This window comes from Micromonospora sp. NPDC049366 (assembly GCF_044466625.1).
Taxonomy (GTDB): Bacteria; Actinomycetota; Actinomycetes; order Mycobacteriales; family Micromonosporaceae; genus Micromonospora.
In genome coordinates this window covers 117,048-135,272 of sequence record NZ_JBITMV010000004.1, presented here as the reverse complement: position 1 = coordinate 135,272, position 18,225 = coordinate 117,048, and the positions used below count along the sequence as shown (strand labels likewise).

Genomic DNA, 18,225 nt, shown 5'->3' with positions numbered 1-18,225 from the left:
TCGCGAGCGCGCCGGGCCGACGTGATCGGGTCAGTCATAGATCGCCTCCACCAGCCACTGCCCGGCCTCGACGGCGAGCAGCAGGGCGGCGCCGTCGGCCAGGCTGACCTGGAACCGGGCCCGGCGGCGGGCCTCGGCCGGCGCCCACCAGCGCTCGTCGACCGGCCACGGCCCGGTCCAGCCGACGATCTCGGTCGGCGGGGCCGTGCCCACGGTGAGTCGGGCCGGCGCCGCGCTCACCGTCAGGCGTGCGCTGACCACGACCGGCTCGCCGGCGGCGTCGTGCACGGTGGCGGCCAGCGGGCTGGGCAGCACGACGGCCGGCGCGGGCGGCGGGAGCCGACCGGGCCAGGGCGGGACCGCCCCACCGCGACCGGCGTCGGCGGCCCCGGCCCGGGACGAGGCACCCCCACCGCCCCGCCGGCGACCGGCGGCCCGGCCGGCCGCGACCTCGCCGCCACCCGCCGCGGCACCACCGCCAGCCCGACCACCAGCCGCCTGACCGGCACGAACACCGGCACCGCCACCAGTGGCCCGGCCGGCCGTGGTGCCGGCCGTGGTGCCGGCCTCGGTGCCGGCCGTGTCCCGTTCGACCGGCAGCGGTGGCGGACCGGGACGGGCGGGCAGCCGCTCGTCGCCCCAGGGCACCAGGCGCACCTGGTCGGCCGGGGACCGGCCGCCGCCGAGCACCGCGGTGAGCACCGCCTCCGGGCCGAGGATGCCCTGCACCCGGCTCAACGCCCGGTGTGCCCGCTCCCGCTCCTCGCCGGTCTCCCCCCACAGGCCGGCCTGCAGACCGGCCTGGGCGATCACCCCGTCGGGGACCAGCCGCAGCCGGATGATGCCGGACGTCGGGCGGGCCGGGCCGCCCCCGCCGCGCCGGCTGCTGCCGGTGAGCCAGCCGTCGAGCTGCCAGCGGACCCGGTCGGCGATGGCCGCCGCGGTGAGCAGGCCGTCGTGCCGCCAGACCCGGTGCAGCTCCTGGCCGTGCGCGGTGACCGCCTCGATGCCGAGCCGGGTGCAGGCCAGGCCGTGGCCGGCGAGCCGGTCGTGCAGCTGTTCGGCCAGCGCCCGGGCCGCGAACGCCGCCGCGTCGACCCGGTCGATCGGCTCATCGTGCTCGGCGGTCACGGTCAGGTCGGCCGGGGGCTGGCGGACGGCGAGCGGACGGTGGTCCCGCCCGGCGGCCAGCCGGTGGGCCAGCGCGCCGTCGAACCCGAACCGGGCCAGCACGTCACCGGCGGGCAGCGCGGCGAAGTCGCCGAGCGTACGCACCCCGAGACGGCGCAGCAGGTCGGCCAGGGCCGGGCGGCCCAACGCCTCCACCGGCAGCCCGGCGAGGAACTCCGGGGTCTGCCCGGGCGGGACGATCCGACCGGTGCGGGCGGCCAGCCCGGCGGCGAACACCCCGGCGGCGATCCCGACCTGGCTCTCCACCACACAGGTCTGGGCGACATGTTCGATGATCCGTTCGGCGGCCGCCTCCTCACCGCCGAAGTAGCGGCTCGGCCCCCGGGCGGTGAGCGCGCACGCGCCAGGGCGTACCACCTCGACGCCGGCGACCAGCTCCTCCACGGCCGCGACCACCGGCTCGAACGCCCGGGCGTCCCGCCCCGGGTCGTAGTCGACCACGGTCAACTGGGGGCAGCGGCCCTGCGCCTCCCGTTTGCGCAGGCCACGCCGCACCCCCTCGGCCCGGGCCCGCTCGGAGCAGGCCACCACCCGGTTGGCGTGCAGGACGGCGACCGGGCCGGTGGCGGGCACCCCGTCGACGATCTCGGCGGCGAGCACGGGCCAGTCGGGGCACCAGAGCAGCAGGGTGCGTACGGGTGCGTCGCTCATGCCGTGCCGACCACCGTGAGCGCGCCACGGCGCGACGCGCCGGCGACGGCGCGGTCGGCCGAGGCGACCGGGTGCGGTCGGGCGGTGGACGGACGCCCGGCGGTGGGCGCCACGGCGCGGGGGATGACCCGGGTCAGCTCGTCGCCGGGCAGCCAGACCTTGATCTCCTTGGGCCGGGCGGCCGCCCCCCGTCCGCGCGCCGAGACGGTGACCTCCCGGCGCCGCAGCCGGCCCCGACCCGACCCGAGCCCCTCCCAGACCCCACGGACCACCTGCAACGTCACGTCCGCGCCGTCCCACCGGCCGTACGGGACGAGCACGCTGCCCCGCTGCCGGGCCCGGGCGGCGAGCCGGTTGGCGACCGAGGCCGAGACCGCGGCCGGCACGGCGGTCACCACGACGTCCACCCCGTCGATCAGCGCGGCGACGACGGTGGCCCAGTCGGGGCCGGGGTTGGGCACCAGGGCGAGCCGGTCCAGCGCGATCCCGATCTCGGCGGCCGCGCCCGCGCCGAACGTCGGCACCCCCACCACGGCGCACCACGAGCCGGCCCGGGACGCCTCGGCGAGCAACGCCAGCACCAGCGAGGTGCCACCGCTGCGCCGCGGCTGCCCGGTGGCGACCGCGATCGTGCTGCCGCGCCGCAGGCCCCGGTTGGGCAGCAGCCCGGTCAGCTCGGGAGCCACCGGCAGCATCCGGTGGCCACCCGCCGGATCCGGCGCGCTCGCCGGACGGACCAGACCCGCCAGCGCGGCGGAACCGACCACCATCCGGCCCGCCATCGGACCAACCCCCCGTCGTGTTGCTGTTGGATCAGGTGTCGCCGCCGGCCGGCGCGGGTGCCGGCGGGCACGGTCATCAGGACGGCCGTGGGTGGACTGCCACGGCCCACGTCACCCGCATGACCGCCGCCGCCGTTCCGGCTCCGGCCGGTCGGACGTGGCGTCAGGCGGCGAGACCGTCCAGCGCCGGTTGGTGGACCACACCGAGCGCGGTCTCCACCACCGAGACGAACTGCTCGGCCGCGCGGAGCAGGTCGTCGGCCTCCCGGGCGCTGACCACCCGGGGAATGCCGGCTTCGGCGGCGGCCCGTTTGCCGGCGCCGGCGGCGAAGAAGCGCGCCCACTCGTCGAGCTCGGGGGCGACGGTGGAGAGCAGGACCCAGACGCTGGTGACCCGGTTGCGGCGGGCGGGCGCGGGGCGGGCCCGCGCGGCGAGCAGGGCCGCGGCCGCGCGCAGGGCGGCCAGGTGGGCGGCCGCGTAGCGGAGACCGTCGGGACGGGTCTGGCCGGCCTCGGTCAGCCCCTGCCGGGCCACCGCGAGCAACTGTGCGGGGGTGCGGTGCGGCAGCACGTGCGCGGGCACCGTCGGTGGCTGAGCCGGATTGGTCGGCATGGGACTGTCTCCTCCACTGGCCGAGGCGACCGACCGGCGGCGTGGAGCCGCCGACGGAAGCCGGGTCGGGTGGTGCGGAGGAAGACGCACCGTGTGGTGGCCGGCCGGGTGTGGACGCTTCCCCACACCACACCCGGCCGGCGTACCGGCGGGTTCGTCGTCCGCCGCCCGGGGGTCGTGGGCGGCGGACGACGCTCCTGCCTGACGGGACCGGGCTCGCGACTGCCCGGAACCCAGGTGCGGCCCGCGGTGCCGCACCGCCCGGAGCCGCGCCGCGAAACGCCGCCCTCTGGGCCTGGTTGGAACGAACGTTCGAGGCAATCGAACACTCGTTCTAACTGCTGCTGACAGTACACCTCCCCTACGACGAAAATGCAACGTGTGACGCGCCGCTCCCGCCGGGACCACGGGAGAGCGGCCGGGACACGGCGTGGCCGGGGCGGACCGAGCGGGGCGGACCGGGAAGAATGACGGGATGCAGCCACACCCGAACGTACGAGCGGTCCAGGACGCGCTGGCCGGCGCGGACGCGCGGGACGGGTCCGGCGCGCCCAGCGCCGTCCGCCTGCTGCCCGACGCCGTCCACACCGCCGCGGCGGCGGCCGAGGCGCTCGGCGTGCGAGTCGGCCAGATCGCCAACTCGCTCATCTTCGAGGCCGACGGCGCCCCGCTGCTCGTGCTCACCTCCGGCGCGCACCGGGTGGACGTCGCCGAGCTGGCCGCGTCCATCGGGGTCACCACGCTGCGCCGGGCCACCCCCGAGTTCGTCCGGGAGCACACCGGGCAGCCGATCGGCGGCGTCGCCCCGCTCGGGCACCCGCGACCGCTGCGCACCCTGGTGGACCTCGCGCTGGCCGAGCACCACGAGGTCTGGGCCGCCGGCGGGGTGCCCCGCGCGGTCTTCCCGACCACCTACAACGAGCTGCTCCGGATCACCGCCGGCACCCCGGCCGAGGTGGCGTGACCGTCCCCGAGCTGGTCACCCTGCACGTGTGGCGGACCGGGCCGGCCGCGCTGCCCCGGGCGCTGACCCGGATGGCGCTCGACCCGCGCCGGCTGCGGGCCACCCCGGGCGTCCGGTTCGGCAAGCTGCTCGGCACCGGGACCGGCACCGGCTTCGGGCCGGGCGACGCCGACCCGACCCGGTGGGCGGCGCTGACCGTCTGGGACTCCCCCGCCGCGGCGGACGGCTTCGACAGCTCGCCGGTGGGCCGGGCCTGGGCGCGGATCGCCCGGTCCGCCGTCCGGGTCGACCTGCGCCCGCTGACCAGTCGGGGTGCGTGGTCCGGTCGCCGCCCGTTCGGCGAGCCGTCCGGCGGACCGGTCACCGGCCCGGTGCTCGCGTTGACCCGGGCCCGGCTGCGGGCCCGTCGTGCGGCCACCTTCTGGCGGGCGGTCCCGCCGGTGGCCGCCGCCCTGCGCGACGCGCCCGGTCTGCTCGCCCGGTTCGGCGTCGGTGAGGCGCCGCTGGGCTGGCAGGGCACGGTCAGCGTGTGGCGGGACCCGGCGGACCTCGTGGCGTTCGCGTACCGTCACCCGGAGCACCGCGCGGCGATCACCCGCACCCCCACCGAGGGCTGGTACGCCGAGGAGCTCTTCGCGCGGTTCCAGGTGCGCGACGTGGTCGGTGACCGCACGGTGCTGGGCTGGCACGACAACCACGACAACGTGGACGACAGAGGTGGATGGGCATGAGGTTGGTGCGGTGGACCCCGGACGATCTCGTCCGACGGCTGGACGACGTGGTGGCCGTCTACGGCGAGGCGATGGGTTACCGGACGGACCTGCTGGAGGCCCGGCGCGGCTACATGGCCACCCACGTCCGCCGGCCCGGGTTCCGCGCGGTCGCCAGCCTGACCAGTGAGGGCCACCTCGCCGGGTTCGGTTACGGCTACCTCGGCGCGGCCGGGCAGTGGTGGCACGACCAGGTGCTGCGGGCGCTGGACCCGGCGGCCCGGCAGCGCTGGCTGGCCCACTGCTTCGAGGTGGTCGAGCTGCACGTCCGGCCGGCCGCGCAGGGCCACGGCCTGGGCGCCGGCCAGCTGCGCGCGCTGCTCACCCTGGCCGAGGGGACCACCACCCTGCTCTCCACGCCGGAGGCCGACGAGCAGACGTCCCGGGCCTGGCGGCTCTACCGGCGCTTCGGCTTCACCGACGTGCTGCGCGACTTCCACTTCCCCGGGGACGAGCGGGCGTTCGGGGTCCTCGGCCGGGACCTGCCGCTCGACCACCCCGCCGCATGACCCGACGGCTGCCCTGGGCGCTGCTGGCCGTCCTGGTGGCGGCCCAGATCTGCTACCCGCTGACCGGGGGGACGACCCGGGCCCGGCTGACCGTGGCCACCGTCGTCCTCGGCTACCTGCTCTCGGTCTGCCACGCCCTGCTCAGCCGAGGCCCACGGGTCGCGGCGGCGTTGGTCGCGGTGGCCACCGGCGGCGGGTTCGCCGTGGAGGCGGTCGGGGTGGCCACCGGGGTGCCGTTCGGCAGCTACGACTACTCCGGCGAGCTGGGCCCGAAGCTGGCCGGCGTACCGCTGATCATCCCGCTGGCCTGGACCTGGATGGCCTGGCCGGCCTGGCTGGCGGCGGTACGGCTGACCACGCCGGCCACCACGTCGGCCGCCGGCCGGCCCGCCCCGGCCGGCGGCCGGCTCCGGGTCGGGCGGATCACGCTGGCCGCGGTGGGGCTGGCCGGCTGGGACCTCTTCCTCGACCCGCAGATGGTGGCCGAGGGCTACTGGCGGTGGCTCGACGCCACCCCCGCCCTGCCCGGGCTGCCCGGCGTCCCGGTCAGCAACTACCTGGGCTGGCTGCTCTTCGCGCTGCTGCTGGCGAGCGCGCTGCGACCCCTCGCCGGGCCGGCCGTCGCGGTCACCGACGGGCGGGACACGTCGATGGTCGCGCTCTACCTCTGGACGTACGCCTCCAGCGTGCTGGCCCACGCGGTCTTCCTCGACCTGCCCGCCTCGGCGCTCTGGGGCGCGGTCGGCATGGGCGCGACGGCCGTACCGCTGGCGGTGGCGCTGCTGCGCGCCCGCCGGCACCGCGACGAGCAGCGGCCACCACGGACGGCCCGACGCCCCGGCGTCGACGCGCCCGCATGACCGCGCTGCTCGCGCTGCTGCTCGGCGTCGCCGTGCTGACCGGGCACACCCTGCTCAACGCCACCCGCTGGCTGCGCCGGCCGCACCGGCCGCCGGCCGAGGTGACCGAGCCGGTCGCGGTGCTGCTGCCGCTGCGCGACGAGGCGGAACGGGTGGCCCCCTGCCTGCGCGCGCTGCTCGACCAGCGGGGCGTGCCCGGCCTGCGGATCGTGGTGCTCGACGACGGCTCCACCGACGGCACCGCGGACGTCGTACGCGCCGTCGTCGGCGACGACCCGCGGGTCACGCTGCTCACCGGGGCCACCCCACCGGCGGGCTGGCTGGGCAAGCCGTACGCCTGCTGGCAGCTCGCCACCCGGACGGACCCGGCGGCGACCGCGCTGGTCTTCGTCGACGCCGACGTGGTGCTCGAACCGGACGCCGTCGCGGCGGCGGTGACCGAACTGCGCGCGGCGGGCGTGACGCTGCTGTCGCCGTACCCCCGGATCGTGACGGCGACGGCGGCCGACCGGCTGGTCCAGCCGCTGCTGCAGTGGCTGTGGCTGACCTTCCTGCCGCTGGCGGCGCTGGAGCGTTCGCGCCGCCCGTCGCTGGCCGCGGCCGGTGGGCAGTTCCTGGCGCTGGACCGGGCCGGCTACCTGCGGGCGGGTGGGCACGCGGCGGTCGCCGACCGGGTGCTGGAGGACATCGAGCTGGCCCGGGCGGTCAAGCGCGCGGGCGGGCGGATCGCTCTGGCCGACGGTTCCCGGCTGGCCGCCTGCCGCATGTACGAGAACTGGCCGCAGCTGCGCGACGGCTACACGAAGTCGCTCTGGGCCACGTTCGGGCATCCGAGCGCGGCGGCGGCCGTGGTGGGCCTGCTGCTCCTGCTCTACACCGCGCCGCCGCTGCTGGCGGTGGGCGCGCTCGCGGCCGGGGCGCCGGGGGCGGCGCTGGTGGCCGCGGGCACCTACCTGCTCGGGGTGGCGGGGCGGGTGGTCACCGCCCGCGCCACCGGCGGCCGGTGGTGGCCCGACGCGCTGACACACCCCGTGTCGGTCGTGGTCCTCGGTTGGCTGACCCTACGGTCGTACCATCTGCGCAAGCGGCGGCGCCTGTCCTGGCGGGGCCGCCCGGTCAGCTAGGAGGCGCGGGATGGCACGGATCGTGGTCGTCGGCGCCGGAGTGGGCGGCCTGGCCACCGCCGCCCGACTGGCCGCCACCGGGCACGAGGTGACCGTCTTCGAACGGGCCGAGACGGTCGGCGGCAAGCTGGGCCGGCACCTGCGGGACACCCCGGCCGGCACCTTCCACTTCGACACCGGGCCGAGCCTGCTCACCCTCCCCGACGTCTTCACCGACCTGTTCGAGGCGACCGGGGCGAAGCTCGACGAATACCTGGACCTGACCCCGCTCGACCCGATCGTCCGGCACGTCTTCACCGACGGGTCGACCCTGGACTCCTGCGCCGACCCGACCGAGTTCACCGCGCGCGTCGCCGCCACCCTCGGCGACCGGGCTGCCGCCGACTGGCAGCGGCTGTGGCGCCGCGCCGCCCGGGTGTGGGCCGCCTCGTCCCGGGACGTGCTGCGCCGCCCCGTCGACTCGCCCCGGGACCTCGCCGCGCTGGCCTGGCGGCTGGGCGACCTGGCCGCCATCGGCCCCGGCCGCTCGCTGCGCGGCCTGGGTCGCCACCACCTCGGCGACCCGCGGCTGCGGATGCTCCTCGACCGGTACGCCACCTACACCGGCGCCGACCCGCGCCGCGCGCCGGCCGCGCTGGTCGCCGTCCCCTACGCCGAGCTGGCGTTCGGCGGCTGGTACCTGCGGGGCGGGCTGGGCACCCTCGCCGACGCGCTGCTGTCGCGCTGCCTGGACCTCGGCGTGGTCGTGCAGACCGGCGCCACGGTCACCCGCGTCGACGCGGCGGGCGGGCGGGTCCACGGCGTACGCCTCGCCGGCGTCACCGCGCCCGTCCCGGCCGACGTGGTGGTGGCCAACTGCGACGCGCTCACCCTCTACCGTGACCTGCTGCCCAGCCCGCGCCGGCTGGCCGCGCTCACCGACCGCAGCCTGGCCGGCTTCGTGCTGCTGCTCGGGGTGACCGGCTCCTCCGGGCTGGCCCACCACAACGTCTTCTTCCCGACCGACTACGACGCCGAGTTCGACGCGGTCTTCGGCGACCCCGGCCGGGGCGTACGGGCCCGCCCGGCTCCGGACCCGACGGTCTTCGTCACCGTCGCCGACGACCCGCTGGTCCGTCCCGCCGGGCACGAGGCGTGGTTCGTGCTGGTCAACGCCGCCCGCCAGGGCACCGCCACCGGTGCGGTCGACTGGCGGCGGCCCGGCCTCGCGGAGGCGTACGCCGACCGGATCCTCGACGTGCTCGCCGCGCGGGGCGTCGACGTCCGCGACCGGCTGCTGTTCCGGGAGATCCGCACCCCGGCCGACCTGGACGACGCGACCGGCGCCCCGGGCGGGACGATCTACGGCACCGCGGGCGGTCTGCTCCGGCCGGCCAACCGGGGCCCGGTGCACGGGTTGTGGCTGGTCGGCGGCTCCGGCCACCCGGGCGGCGGCCTGCCCATGGTCACCCTCTCCGCCCAGATCGTCGCCACCGCGATAGGCCCCGCCTGACCCGGGGACGGGGGCACGGGTCAGCCGGCTTGGAGGAGGGCTCGGCGGACGGCGGACAGGAGCTGCCCCAGGCCGAAGCCGGCGAGCAGCACCCACACCGCGGTCGCCATGGTGATGGTGCCCGCGGCGAGGTCGGGCTGGATCAGCCCGGCCAGCCCGGCCACCAGCAACCCGCCCAGCGCGACCGAGACCCGGGTCGGCCGCTCCCCCACGGTCACCGCGCCGATCTGCCGCATCCCCGCCGAGACCGCCCGGGCCCGGACGTACTCGTGCAGCCAGGAGAGCGCCCCGGCCGCCACCACCAGGGCGCCCGGCGCCCCCACCAGCCAGAACGCGACCAGCCAGGCGACCTCACCGAGCCGGTCGGCGACCGAGTCGTAGACGTAGCCGAGTCGGGTGGTGCGGCCGGTGGCCACCGCCACCGCGCCGTCGACGCTGTCCGCCACGCCCGCCAGCAGCACGAACAGCGCCCCGAGGAAGGGGCCGTCGCCCGGCCGCACGGCGAACACCGGCACGCACACGCACAGCAGTACGCCGATCACCGTCACGGGGGTCGGGCCGACCCGCAGCCGGCCCAGCACGTACCCCACGTGGTAGGCGAACCGCAGCCAGCCGCGTACCGCCGGAGCGGCCGACCGGGGGTCGAAGCCTCCGTGCAGCCGTGCCCAGGCCGTGGCGTACTCGTCCCACTTCAGGAGTGTGCCCACCACCGATCAACCGTCGCGGCGGCGATCAGGTGTCGCGTCGGTCGTGCTCACGCCCGCACGTCCACGCTGAGGTTCTGCCAGACCTCGCGGGTCGCGGTGGAGCGGTTAAGCGTGATGAAGTGGATCCCCGGCACACCCTCGTCGAGCAGCCGTCGGCACATCTCGCTGGCCTGTTCGATGCCGAGCCGGCGGACGGCGTCGGGGTCGTCGGCGACCTTCGCGAACCGTTCGGCCAGCGCCGGCGGGAAGGGCGCCCCGGAGAGCTGCACCGACCGCTCGATGGTGCCCATCTGGGTCACCGGCATCACCCCGGCGAGGATCGGGGTGTCGCAGCCGGCCGCCGCCACCCGGTCGCGCAGCCGCAGGTAGTCGTCGGCGTCGAAGAACATCTGGGTGATCGCGAACTCGGCCCCGGCTCGGCACTTGCGGACGAAGTGCGCGGTGTCGCTGGCCACGTCGGGCGAGCGCGGGTGCTTGTAGGGGAAGGCGGCGACGCCCACGCTGAAGTCACCCGCGTCGCGGACCAACCGGACCAGGTCCTCGGCGTAGCGCACGCCCTCCGGGTGGGCGATCCACTCGCCACCCGGGTTGCCCGGCGGGTCCCCACGCACGGCCAGCACGTTGCGGACCCCCACCCCGGCCAACCGGCCGATCACGTGCCGCAACTCGGCCACGGAGTGGTCGACCGCGGTGAGGTGGGCCATCGGCAGCAGGGTGGTCTCGGTGGCGATCCGCTCGGTGACCGCGACGGTGGTGTCCCGGGTCGAGCCGCCGGCGCCGTAGGTGATCGAGACGAAGGACGGCCGCAGCGACTCCAGCTCGCGGATCGCCTGCCAGAGCAGGCGCTCGCCCTGAGGGGTCTTCGGGGGGAAGAACTCGAACGAGAAGGTCGGCTGCCGCTCACGGATCAGCTCCCCGATGGCCGGCTGCGGATTGGGGAGGACCGAGGGGAGACCGAGCGCCACGCACCGACTCTAGCGGGCGACACCCGCCGCCCCCACGACCTTTCCACATGGCGGTGGGTCGGGGGAAAGCGTCGTACCCCCGGGATAGACAGGTTTCGCGCGGGTGAGGCCGGCCGCGACCGGTCCTCGCCGGGGGCCCGCGCGGGGGTCGCCACCAGCGGTGGCACGGCCGTCCGACGGACGGGCCGGCGCCACCGTGCCGACCCGTCGGGAGGGACCGATGACGCCGACCCCACCACCCGGCCCGCCGCAGCTGCTCGGGCCGCTGCTCACCCAGCTCCGGCTGGCCCGTGGCTGGAGCCAGCAGCGCATCGCCGCCGAGCTCTGCGCCGCCGCCGGCGTGCCGACCCTCAGCCGGCACGAGATCTCCCGGTGGGAGCGCCAGGTGCGCGTCCCCGGTGACTTCTGGCTGCGCTGGCTGGCGGTCGTCCTCGCCACGCCGGTCGAGCTGCTGACCGGTGCCGCGGCGCGGAGCCGGTCCCCCGCGCCGCCCTCGCTGCGGCCCACGGGAGGCGGGCGGTCCCGGGCGGCGCTGCTCGCGCTGGCGCAGCGCTGGCTGGCCGATCCGCGCGCGCCGCTGCTGGTCGCCCCGCCCGCGCGGGTCGCCACGCCGGGCGCCGCGCCCGCGCCGCCGCCGGCCCTCGACACGACACCATCCGGCGGCACGCCCCGCGGCGGGCGTTTCCCGACCGACGACGAGCCCGCTGCCGGCGTCCGTGCCGACCCGCCCCGCCCACTCGCTTCGGTGGACGCGGCCGACCTGGCCGGGCTGCGCCGGCTCGACGACCTGGCGGGCGGCGCCGATCTCGCCCCGCTCGGCGCGGACCGGCTCCGCCGGCTGGCCCGGGCCCTGCCCCGGTCCGGGCCGACCGACCGTCGCCGGTTGCTGCCCCTGCTCGCCGAGTCGGCCCAGCTCTCCGGCTGGCTGGCCGCGGACGCGGGTGACCTGCCCGGCGGCCTGGACGCCTACCGGCTCGGGCTGCGCGCGGCGGCGGCCACCGGCGACCCGGCCCTGGCCGGGCACGTGCTCGGCTCGGCGAGTCACCTGCTCGCCGGTGCCGGTGACCCGCGGGGCGCACTCCTGCTGGCCCGCACCGCCTATGCGGGCAGCCGGCGGTGGGCGAGCCCCGGCCTGCGGGCGCTGCTGCTGCACCGGGTGGCGCTGGCCGCCGCGCTCGGTGGCCGACCGGACGCCGCCGGGCAGGCCCTGAGCGCCGCCGAGCGGGCCGTCGGGGACCCCGACCCGGATCGGGAGCCGTCCTGGCTCTACTGGCTCGACGGGGCCGAGCTGGCGGCGATGACCGGGCGGGCCCTGGTCGCCCTGGGACGACCCCGGCGGGCCGAAGGGCTGCTCGACGCGGCCCGGGGGCCGGGGCGTCCGCGCCGGGCCGCGATCTACGGTGGCTGGCTGGCCCGGGCCTATCTCCAACTCGGCGAGGTGGAGCACGCCTGCGACGTCGCCGACGGGGCGCTGCTCGACGCGGTACGCGCCGGATCACCCCGGGCGGTGGCCCACCTGGCCGAGGTCCGCCGCCGACTCGCCACGCATCGACGCACACCGGCGGTCCGCCGGCACACGGCGCTGGTCACGGCCGCGCGCCCCTATCTGCCCCGGCCGTCGGCGGCGCCGGTCGCCGGGCGAGGCCCACCGGGTCGGAGCCCGCAGCCGATACCGGCGGGTACCCGAGGCCCGACCCGACCGGCTAGCGTGCACGCGTGACCGACGCTGCTCCCGTCTCTCCCGTCGACCGAGCCGGCCTGCGCCAGCGGATCGACAAGGCCCTGACCGAGTTCCTGGCCAACCAGCGGACCTGGATGGCCGGCGTGGACGACGCGCTGACCCCGGTGGCGGAGGCGATCGAGGCGTTCGTGCTGGGCGGCGGCAAGCGGCTGCGACCGGCCTTCGCCTACTGGGGTTACCGGGGTGCCGGCGGGGTCGACAGCGACCAGGTGCTGGCCGCCCTGGCCGCCCTGGAGTTCGTGCAGGCCAGTGCCCTGATCCACGACGACCTGATGGACCGCTCCGACACCCGGCGCGGCGAGCCGGCAGTGCACCGGCGGTTCGCCGCCCGGCACCGCGGGTCCGGCTGGGGTGGCGACCCGGACAACTTCGGTGACGCTGCCGCGATCCTGCTCGGTGATCTTTGTCTCGTCTGGTCCGACGAGCTGCTGCACTCCGCCGGGCTGGACCCGCGTGTCGTGGCCCGGGCCCGCCCCGTCTTCGACGAGATGCGCACCGAGGTCACCGTCGGCCAGTACCTCGACGTGCTCACCCAGGTGACCCGGGACACGTCGGTCGAGCGGGCCGGCAAGGTCGCCCGCTACAAGTCCGCGAAGTACACGGTCGAGCGGCCGATGTTGCTCGGCGCGGCGCTGGCCGACTCGTCGGCGGACATCCGGGCCGCGTACTCGGCGTACGGACTGCCGTTGGGCGAGGCGTTCCAGCTCCGCGACGACGTGCTGGGGGTGTTCGGCGACCCGGCGCAGACCGGCAAGCCGGCCGGCGACGACCTGCGCGAGGGCAAGCGGACCTTCCTGGTCGCGGCGGCCCTGGAGACCGCCGACGACGCCGGCCGGGAGCTGCTGCTGGCCGGGCTCGGTGACCCCGGCCTCGACGAGCAGGGCGTCACGCGGCTGCGCGAGGTGATCACGATGAGCGGCGCGCTGGCCCGCACCGAACAGCGGATCACCACGCTCACCGACGACGCGCTGGCGGCGCTGGCCACCGTGGATCTCGACACCGAGGCGAGGCAGGCCCTGGTCGACCTGGCCATAGCCGCCACCCGCCGAACCGACTGACACCCACCCCCCTGCCCCCACCCCACCCCGCCCTCGGGCGTGATCATGAAGTTGTTGTCACCGGCACCGGCGTCTCGAGGCAACGCCTTCATGATCACCGGGTCGAGGGGGCGGGGCAGGGTGGGGTGGGTCAGAAGCCGAGGGCTTGGGCGCGGCGCTTGACCTCTCGGGCCTGGTCGCCGCCCAGGGCAACCGCGGGCGTGCCGGGCAGGGTGTCGTCCGGCTCGTAGAGCCAGCGCAGCGCCGCCTCGTCGTCATAGCCGGCGTCGGCGAGCAGGTTGAGCACGCCGGGCAGGTGCTTGAGCACGGTGCGGTTGGCCACCAGATCGGCCGGCACCCGGCGGACGCCGTCGCGGCGGACCGCGAGCAGCTCCCGGTCGCGGATCATCTGGTGCACCTTGCTGATGGACACGTCGAGGCGCTCGGCGACGTCCGGAAGGGTCAGCCAGCCGGCCGCGTCGGCGGGTCCGGCGAGGTCGGGGCCGGTGGCGGCCCGGTCGGCGGGTACGGATTCGGTCACCCGATCACCCTGCCACGCCGCCACCGGCGGGGCTCCACGGCACCCCGGTGCGGAGCCGGGTGATCCGGGCAGGGAGCGACCGTGCCGGCCGACCGGCGCGGCCGGGCAGCACCTCACGCGGCCGACACGTACGGTCACCTTCCGCTCACGTCGTCGCGGCGTCGGGGCTCCAGTCGAGACCGGCGGCCGACCGGCCTCCGGGGGCGTACGCGCAGCTCGGAAGGGGTCGCGGCCGGGTGCGGAGCGCGGCGGGACGGGCCGGGTCGGCGCCCGGCTGTAGCATCCTGTTCAACCTTCACCCTCCCGACACATAGACTGCCTGCCGATGGACACACAGGTCGCCGACACGTTGCTGGGCTCGCTGATCGACGGGCGCTACCGCATTCGCGGTCGCGTGGCCCGTGGCGGCATGGCGACCGTGTACACCGCGACGGACGAGCGCCTCGAGCGCACCGTCGCAGTCAAGATCATTCACCCGACCCAGGCCCCCGACGCCCGGGCCCGGGTCGCCGGGTTCGTGGAGCGGTTCACCGACGAGGCGAAGACGATCGCCCGGCTGACCCACCCCAACGTAGTGGCGGTCTACGACCAGGGCACCCACGGCGGCCTGCCCTACCTGGTCATGGAGTACGTCCGGGGCCGCACTTTGCGCGAGGTGCTCGCCGAACGGCGCCGACTCAACCCGGACGAGGCGCTGGCGATCTTCGAGCAGATGCTCGCCGCGATCGCCGCCGCCCACCGGTCGGGCGTGGTCCACCGCGACGTCAAGCCGGAGAACGTGCTGGTCGCCGAGGCGCCCACCGGCGGCATGGCCAACCTGGTCGACAGCGTGGTGAAGGTCGCCGACTTCGGGCTGGCCCGCGCGGTGGAGGCGAGCGCCGAGGAGAACGGCAACCAGCTGATGGCCACCGTGGCGTACGTGGCGCCGGAGCTGGTCACCGAGGGTCGGGCCGATCCCCGCACCGACGTCTACTCGGCCGGCATCGTGCTGTTCGAGATGCTCACCGGCCGGGTGCCCTACGACGGTGACCGCCCCGTCGACATCGCCTGGCAGCACGTGGACCGGGACGTGCCGTCCCCGTCGACCCTGGTGCCCAGCCTGCCGCCGACGCTCGACGACCTCGTCGCCCGGGCGACCCGGCGCGACCCGAACGCCCGTCCGTCCGACGCCGGCACCCTGCTCAGCCAGGTGCAGGCGGTCCGGGACGACCTGGGCAACCAGAACAGCCGTACCGCCCTGCTGCGCCCGGTCGCCGACGAGCCGGCGGTGGCACAGCCGACCATGGTGGTCGCGGCCGTCCGCCCGGCGGAGCGACCGGCGTGGGCCCGGCTGCCCGAGGGCGGCGCCCCGCGGTCCGGCCGGCGGCGGGCCGCGGAGCCCGACGGCGGCGACATCTGGTCGCGCCTGGCGCAGCTGCGCGCCCAGGTGATGGCTGACCGCCGGGGCCGGCTGGCCGTGGCCGCGGTCGTGGTCGTGCTCGGCCTGGTCGCCGCGGTGGGCGGTTGGTGGTTCGGGGCGGGCCGCTACACCGACGCCCCGCAGCTGGTCAGCCTGAGCAAGACCGACGCGGAGGCGCACGCCGAGCGGGCGGGCCTCACCCTGAAGTACGCGGAGCCCCGCTACGACGAGAAGGCCCCGAAGGACAGCGTCCTGCTCCAGGATCCGGCCTCGGCCACGCGGATCGTCAAGGGCAGCACGATCACGCTGACCCTCTCCCTCGGCCCGGAGCGGTTCCCGGTGCCGGACGTGATCGGCAAGGAGTTCGAGCTGGCCGAGTCCGACCTGGTCAACCTGAAGCTGGTGGTGGCCAAGGGCGCGGCCCGCTACGACGACAACCTGCCGGCGGGCATGGTGGTGGACACCAACCCGAAGGTGGGTGCCGAGGTGAAGCCGGGCGCCAAGGTGACGGTGATCCTGAGCAAGGGCCGGGCGCCGGTGAGCGTGCCCAACCTGGTGGGCAAGAGCCTCGCCGAGGCCCGCGACGCGCTCGGCAAGCTGGGCCTGAAGCCGGTGGAGACCTACAAGGACTCGGACAAGCCGAGGGACGAGGTCCTCGGGCAGAGCCCGGCCGACGGCACGGGCGTGGAGAAGGGCGCCCAGGTCAAGCTGGACGTCAGCAAGGGCCCGCCGCTGGTCGTCGTCCCCCGGGTGGTCGACCTGCCGTGCCAGCAGGCCAAGCAGCTGCTGGAGAGCCAGGGCTTCCCGGTGGCGATCCAGCTCAACCCGAACGCGATCGTCCGGTTCCAGAACCCGGGCGAGAACGCCCAGGTGCCGCCGGGCACCGCTGTGACGATCGGATGCCTCTGAGATGGCGGTGACCTCGGCCCGGCCGGTCGGCGCGCACACCCCGACCTCGGGCGGCCTGGCGAAGGCGGCCCTGCCGTACCTCGACGCCACCGGCGCCGAGGTGGTGCAGGTCTACGTCTCCAACTCGCGCGGCTGGGCGCTGCCGCCGGGCGACCCGGCGCAGGACGCGCTGTTCCGTGCGGGCTGCGCCGAGCGCGGGGTGCCGGTCTTCATCCACGCGTCGCTGCTGGTCAACCTCGGCTCGCCCACGCCGGCCACGGTCGAGCGGTCCGCGCTGACCCTCGCCCACGCGCTGCGTCGGGGCGCCGCGATCGGCGCGCGGGGGGTGGTGTTCCACGCGGGCAGCGCGGTCGACGCCGGGCACGCGGAGGCGGCGATGCGGCAGGTCCGTGAGGCGCTGCTGCCGCTGCTGGACTCGACCGCGTCGACCGGCGGGCCGATGCTGCTGGTCGAGCCGAGCGCCGGTGGCGGTCGGTCGCTGGCCTCCCGGGTCGAGCAGTTGGGGCCGTACCTCGACGCGGTCGACGGGCACCCGGGCCTCGGGGTGTGCTTCGACACCTGCCACGCCTGGGCGGCCGGGCACGACCTGGCGGCCGAGGGCGGCATGACCGCCACGCTGGACACGCTGGTCGCCACGGTGGGCGCGGGCAGGCTGCGGCTGGTGCACGCGAACGACTCGAAGGACCTGTGCGGTTCCACCCGGGACCGGCACGAGAACATCGGCAAGGGGACCATCGGCGAGCCGGCGTTCGCGGAGCTGATGACGCACCCGGCCACCGCCGGGGTGCCGATCGTGGTGGAGACCCCCAGCGAGAAGCAGGTCGGCCACGCCGCCGACATAGCCACCCTGAAGCGCCTGACCCCCTGACCGGGCCACCCAGCGGCGGACCGCCGGGGATGGCGGGTCGGTCAGGCGCGGAAGATTCGGGTCAGCACCTCGATCGCCCGGTCGATGCCGGCGTCGTCGACGTCCATGTGGGTGACCAGTCGGGCGGTCCGCGGGCCGAGCACCGACACCAGCACCCCCTCGGCCCGCGCGGCGGCGGCCAGCGCGTGCGCGTCGAGGGCGGACTTCGTCAGATCCAGCGGCACCAGGTTGGTGCGCACCGCGGTGGCCAGCACACCGAACGGGGCGATCGCCTCGGCCAGTCGGGCGGCCTTCGCGTGGTCCTCGGCGAGCCGGTCGACGTGGTGGGCGAGGGCGTACCGGCCGGCGGCGGCGAGGAGGCCGGCCTGACGCATGCCGCCCCCCATCCGCTTACGGATGAGCCGGGCGCGGGCGATCTTCTCCGCGCTGCCCACGACGAGCGAGCCGATCGGCGCGCCGAGACCCTTGGAGAGGCAGACCGACATGGTGTCGAAGAGCCGGCCGTACTCGACCAGCGGCACCCCGTCGGCGACGTGGGCGTGCCAGATCCGGGCACCGTCGCAGTGCAGGGCGAGCTGCGCGTCGTCGGCGACCTGCCGCAGCTGCCGCAGGGTGGCCAGCGGGATCACCCCACCACCGCCCCGGTTGTGGGTCTGCTCCACGGCGATCGCCCGGGTCGGGACCGCGAAGTAGCCGTCCGGCCGGATCATGGCGGCGACCACGTCGGGGTCGATGTCCGCGCCGACGGCGGGCCACGTCCGCGAGGAGATCCCGCCGTACGCGGCCGCGGCGCCGATCTCGTACGTGACCACGTGGGCGTCGGCGTCGCAGAGCAGTTCCTCGCCCGGCGGCACCACCAGTTGCAGGGCGATCTGGTTGGCCATCGACCCGCTCGGGGCGAACAGCGCCGCCTCGTGCCCGAAGAGGGCGGCGACCTCGGCTTCGAGGGCGTTGACGGTCGGGTCCTCCCCGTACACGTCGTCGCCGACCTCGGCGGTCGCCATCGCCTCCCGCATGCCCGGGGTCGGCCGGGTCACGGTGTCCGAACGAAGATCGACAAAGTCAGCCACGGTTGTCCTTTCGGCTGCCGACTGCGGGGCTC

The 18,225-nt window shown here is 76.4% G+C and carries 17 protein-coding genes; 10 read left to right on the top strand and 7 right to left on the bottom strand.

What is annotated here, in order from left to right; translation table 11 throughout:
* Positions 1-30: 30 nt before the first annotated feature.
* From ACIBTV_RS08280 to ACIBTV_RS08270, 3 genes are all read right to left on the bottom strand, one after another.
* A complete protein-coding gene (locus ACIBTV_RS08280) occupies positions 31-1,842 on the bottom strand; it encodes a DNA polymerase Y family protein (RefSeq protein WP_396703330.1) in 1,812 nt (603 codons plus the stop codon).
* A complete protein-coding gene (locus ACIBTV_RS08275; protein ID WP_396703329.1) occupies positions 1,839-2,624 on the bottom strand; it encodes a hypothetical protein in 786 nt (261 codons plus the stop codon). The genes ACIBTV_RS08280 and ACIBTV_RS08275 overlap by 4 nt, the downstream gene beginning before the upstream one ends.
* A 163-nt stretch (positions 2,625-2,787) precedes the next feature.
* Positions 2,788-3,237, bottom strand: a complete 450-nt coding sequence (locus tag ACIBTV_RS08270) for an SAV_6107 family HEPN domain-containing protein (RefSeq protein ID WP_396703328.1) — start codon at positions 3,235-3,237, stop codon at positions 2,788-2,790.
* A 475-nt stretch (positions 3,238-3,712) separates the two neighbouring features.
* On the opposite strand from ACIBTV_RS08270, the gene ACIBTV_RS08265 reads away from it, so the two are divergent.
* From ACIBTV_RS08265 to ACIBTV_RS08240, 6 genes are read left to right on the top strand one after another with little or no spacing between them, the layout of a single operon-like run.
* The gene (locus tag ACIBTV_RS08265) at positions 3,713-4,201 is read left to right on the top strand and encodes a YbaK/EbsC family protein (RefSeq protein ID WP_396703327.1); all 489 of its coding nucleotides are present in this window, start codon (positions 3,713-3,715) and stop codon (positions 4,199-4,201) included.
* The gene (locus tag ACIBTV_RS08260; RefSeq protein WP_396703326.1) at positions 4,198-4,932 is read left to right on the top strand and encodes a monooxygenase; all 735 of its coding nucleotides are present in this window, start codon (positions 4,198-4,200) and stop codon (positions 4,930-4,932) included. Before ACIBTV_RS08265 ends, ACIBTV_RS08260 begins: the two co-directional genes overlap by 4 nt.
* Positions 4,929-5,480, top strand: a complete 552-nt coding sequence (locus tag ACIBTV_RS08255) for a GNAT family N-acetyltransferase (RefSeq protein ID WP_396703325.1) — start codon at positions 4,929-4,931, stop codon at positions 5,478-5,480. The genes ACIBTV_RS08260 and ACIBTV_RS08255 overlap by 4 nt, the downstream gene beginning before the upstream one ends.
* On the top strand, positions 5,477-6,340 hold the full coding sequence (locus ACIBTV_RS08250; protein ID WP_396703324.1) for a carotenoid biosynthesis protein: 864 nt from the start codon (positions 5,477-5,479) through the stop codon (positions 6,338-6,340). Before ACIBTV_RS08255 ends, ACIBTV_RS08250 begins: the two co-directional genes overlap by 4 nt.
* Positions 6,337-7,464 carry a glycosyltransferase gene (locus ACIBTV_RS08245; protein ID WP_396703323.1) on the top strand — a complete coding sequence of 376 codons (1,128 nt, stop codon included), beginning with the start codon at positions 6,337-6,339 and terminating at the stop codon, positions 7,462-7,464. The genes ACIBTV_RS08250 and ACIBTV_RS08245 overlap by 4 nt, the downstream gene beginning before the upstream one ends.
* 10 nt (positions 7,465-7,474) lie before the next feature.
* Positions 7,475-8,956 carry a phytoene desaturase family protein gene (locus tag ACIBTV_RS08240; protein ID WP_396703322.1) on the top strand — a complete coding sequence of 494 codons (1,482 nt, stop codon included), beginning with the start codon at positions 7,475-7,477 and terminating at the stop codon, positions 8,954-8,956.
* A 20-nt stretch (positions 8,957-8,976) separates the two neighbouring features.
* Here ACIBTV_RS08240 and ACIBTV_RS08235 read toward each other — a convergent pair whose 3' ends face one another.
* Together ACIBTV_RS08235 and metF are read right to left on the bottom strand one after the other, a co-directional pair.
* A complete protein-coding gene (locus ACIBTV_RS08235) occupies positions 8,977-9,666 on the bottom strand; it encodes a CDP-alcohol phosphatidyltransferase family protein (RefSeq protein ID WP_396703321.1) in 690 nt (229 codons plus the stop codon).
* Positions 9,667-9,710: 44 nt separating this feature from the next.
* Positions 9,711-10,628 carry a methylenetetrahydrofolate reductase [NAD(P)H] gene (gene metF / locus ACIBTV_RS08230; RefSeq protein ID WP_396703320.1) on the bottom strand — a complete coding sequence of 306 codons (918 nt, stop codon included), beginning with the start codon at positions 10,626-10,628 and terminating at the stop codon, positions 9,711-9,713.
* A gap of 220 nt (positions 10,629-10,848) precedes the next feature.
* On the opposite strand from metF, the gene ACIBTV_RS08225 reads away from it, so the two are divergent.
* Positions 10,849-12,348 (top strand): transcriptional regulator, encoded by a 1,500-nt coding sequence (locus ACIBTV_RS08225; RefSeq protein ID WP_396703319.1) that lies wholly within the window; start codon positions 10,849-10,851, stop codon positions 12,346-12,348.
* Complete coding sequence (locus ACIBTV_RS08220; RefSeq protein ID WP_396703318.1) at positions 12,345-13,427, top strand: polyprenyl synthetase family protein; 1,083 nt, start codon at positions 12,345-12,347, stop codon at positions 13,425-13,427. The genes ACIBTV_RS08225 and ACIBTV_RS08220 overlap by 4 nt, the downstream gene beginning before the upstream one ends.
* A 130-nt stretch (positions 13,428-13,557) precedes the next feature.
* On the opposite strand, the gene ACIBTV_RS08215 is transcribed toward ACIBTV_RS08220, so the two are convergent.
* Positions 13,558-13,947: an Rv2175c family DNA-binding protein gene (locus tag ACIBTV_RS08215; RefSeq protein WP_396703317.1), complete on the bottom strand. Its 390-nt coding sequence runs from the start codon at positions 13,945-13,947 to the stop codon at positions 13,558-13,560.
* 325 nt (positions 13,948-14,272) lie between these two features.
* Here ACIBTV_RS08215 and pknB point away from each other — a divergent pair, with 325 nt between their 5' ends.
* Both pknB and ACIBTV_RS08205 read left to right on the top strand, forming a co-directional pair.
* Entirely contained in the window at positions 14,273-16,255 is a 1,983-nt protein-coding gene (pknB, locus tag ACIBTV_RS08210) for a Stk1 family PASTA domain-containing Ser/Thr kinase (protein WP_396703316.1), read from the top strand.
* A gap of 7 nt (positions 16,256-16,262) precedes the next feature.
* Complete coding sequence (locus ACIBTV_RS08205; RefSeq protein ID WP_396703503.1) at positions 16,263-17,123, top strand: deoxyribonuclease IV; 861 nt, start codon at positions 16,263-16,265, stop codon at positions 17,121-17,123.
* Between the two features lie 41 nt (positions 17,124-17,164).
* Here ACIBTV_RS08205 and ACIBTV_RS08200 read toward each other — a convergent pair whose 3' ends face one another.
* Positions 17,165-18,193, bottom strand: coding sequence for a threonine aldolase family protein (locus tag ACIBTV_RS08200; RefSeq protein ID WP_396703315.1), 1,029 nt, complete (start codon positions 18,191-18,193; stop codon positions 17,165-17,167).
* Between the last annotated feature and the right edge of the window lie 32 nt (positions 18,194-18,225).

Excerpts from the sequence above, each read along its gene's own strand:
- ACIBTV_RS08280 (WP_396703330.1), bottom strand. The coding sequence starts at position 1,842 with ATGAGCGACGCACCCGTACGCACCCTGCTGCTCTGGTGCCCCGACTGG.
- ACIBTV_RS08275 (WP_396703329.1), bottom strand. The coding sequence starts at position 2,624 with ATGGCGGGCCGGATGGTGGTCGGTTCCGCCGCGCTGGCGGGTCTGGTC.
- ACIBTV_RS08270 (WP_396703328.1), bottom strand. The coding sequence starts at position 3,237 with ATGCCGACCAATCCGGCTCAGCCACCGACGGTGCCCGCGCACGTGCTG.
- ACIBTV_RS08265 (WP_396703327.1), top strand. The coding sequence starts at position 3,713 with ATGCAGCCACACCCGAACGTACGAGCGGTCCAGGACGCGCTGGCCGGC.
- ACIBTV_RS08255 (WP_396703325.1), top strand. The coding sequence starts at position 4,929 with ATGAGGTTGGTGCGGTGGACCCCGGACGATCTCGTCCGACGGCTGGAC.
- ACIBTV_RS08250 (WP_396703324.1), top strand. The coding sequence starts at position 5,477 with ATGACCCGACGGCTGCCCTGGGCGCTGCTGGCCGTCCTGGTGGCGGCC.
- ACIBTV_RS08245 (WP_396703323.1), top strand. The coding sequence starts at position 6,337 with ATGACCGCGCTGCTCGCGCTGCTGCTCGGCGTCGCCGTGCTGACCGGG.
- ACIBTV_RS08240 (WP_396703322.1), top strand. The coding sequence starts at position 7,475 with ATGGCACGGATCGTGGTCGTCGGCGCCGGAGTGGGCGGCCTGGCCACC.
- ACIBTV_RS08225 (WP_396703319.1), top strand. The coding sequence starts at position 10,849 with ATGACGCCGACCCCACCACCCGGCCCGCCGCAGCTGCTCGGGCCGCTG.
- pknB (WP_396703316.1), top strand. The coding sequence starts at position 14,273 with ATGGACACACAGGTCGCCGACACGTTGCTGGGCTCGCTGATCGACGGG.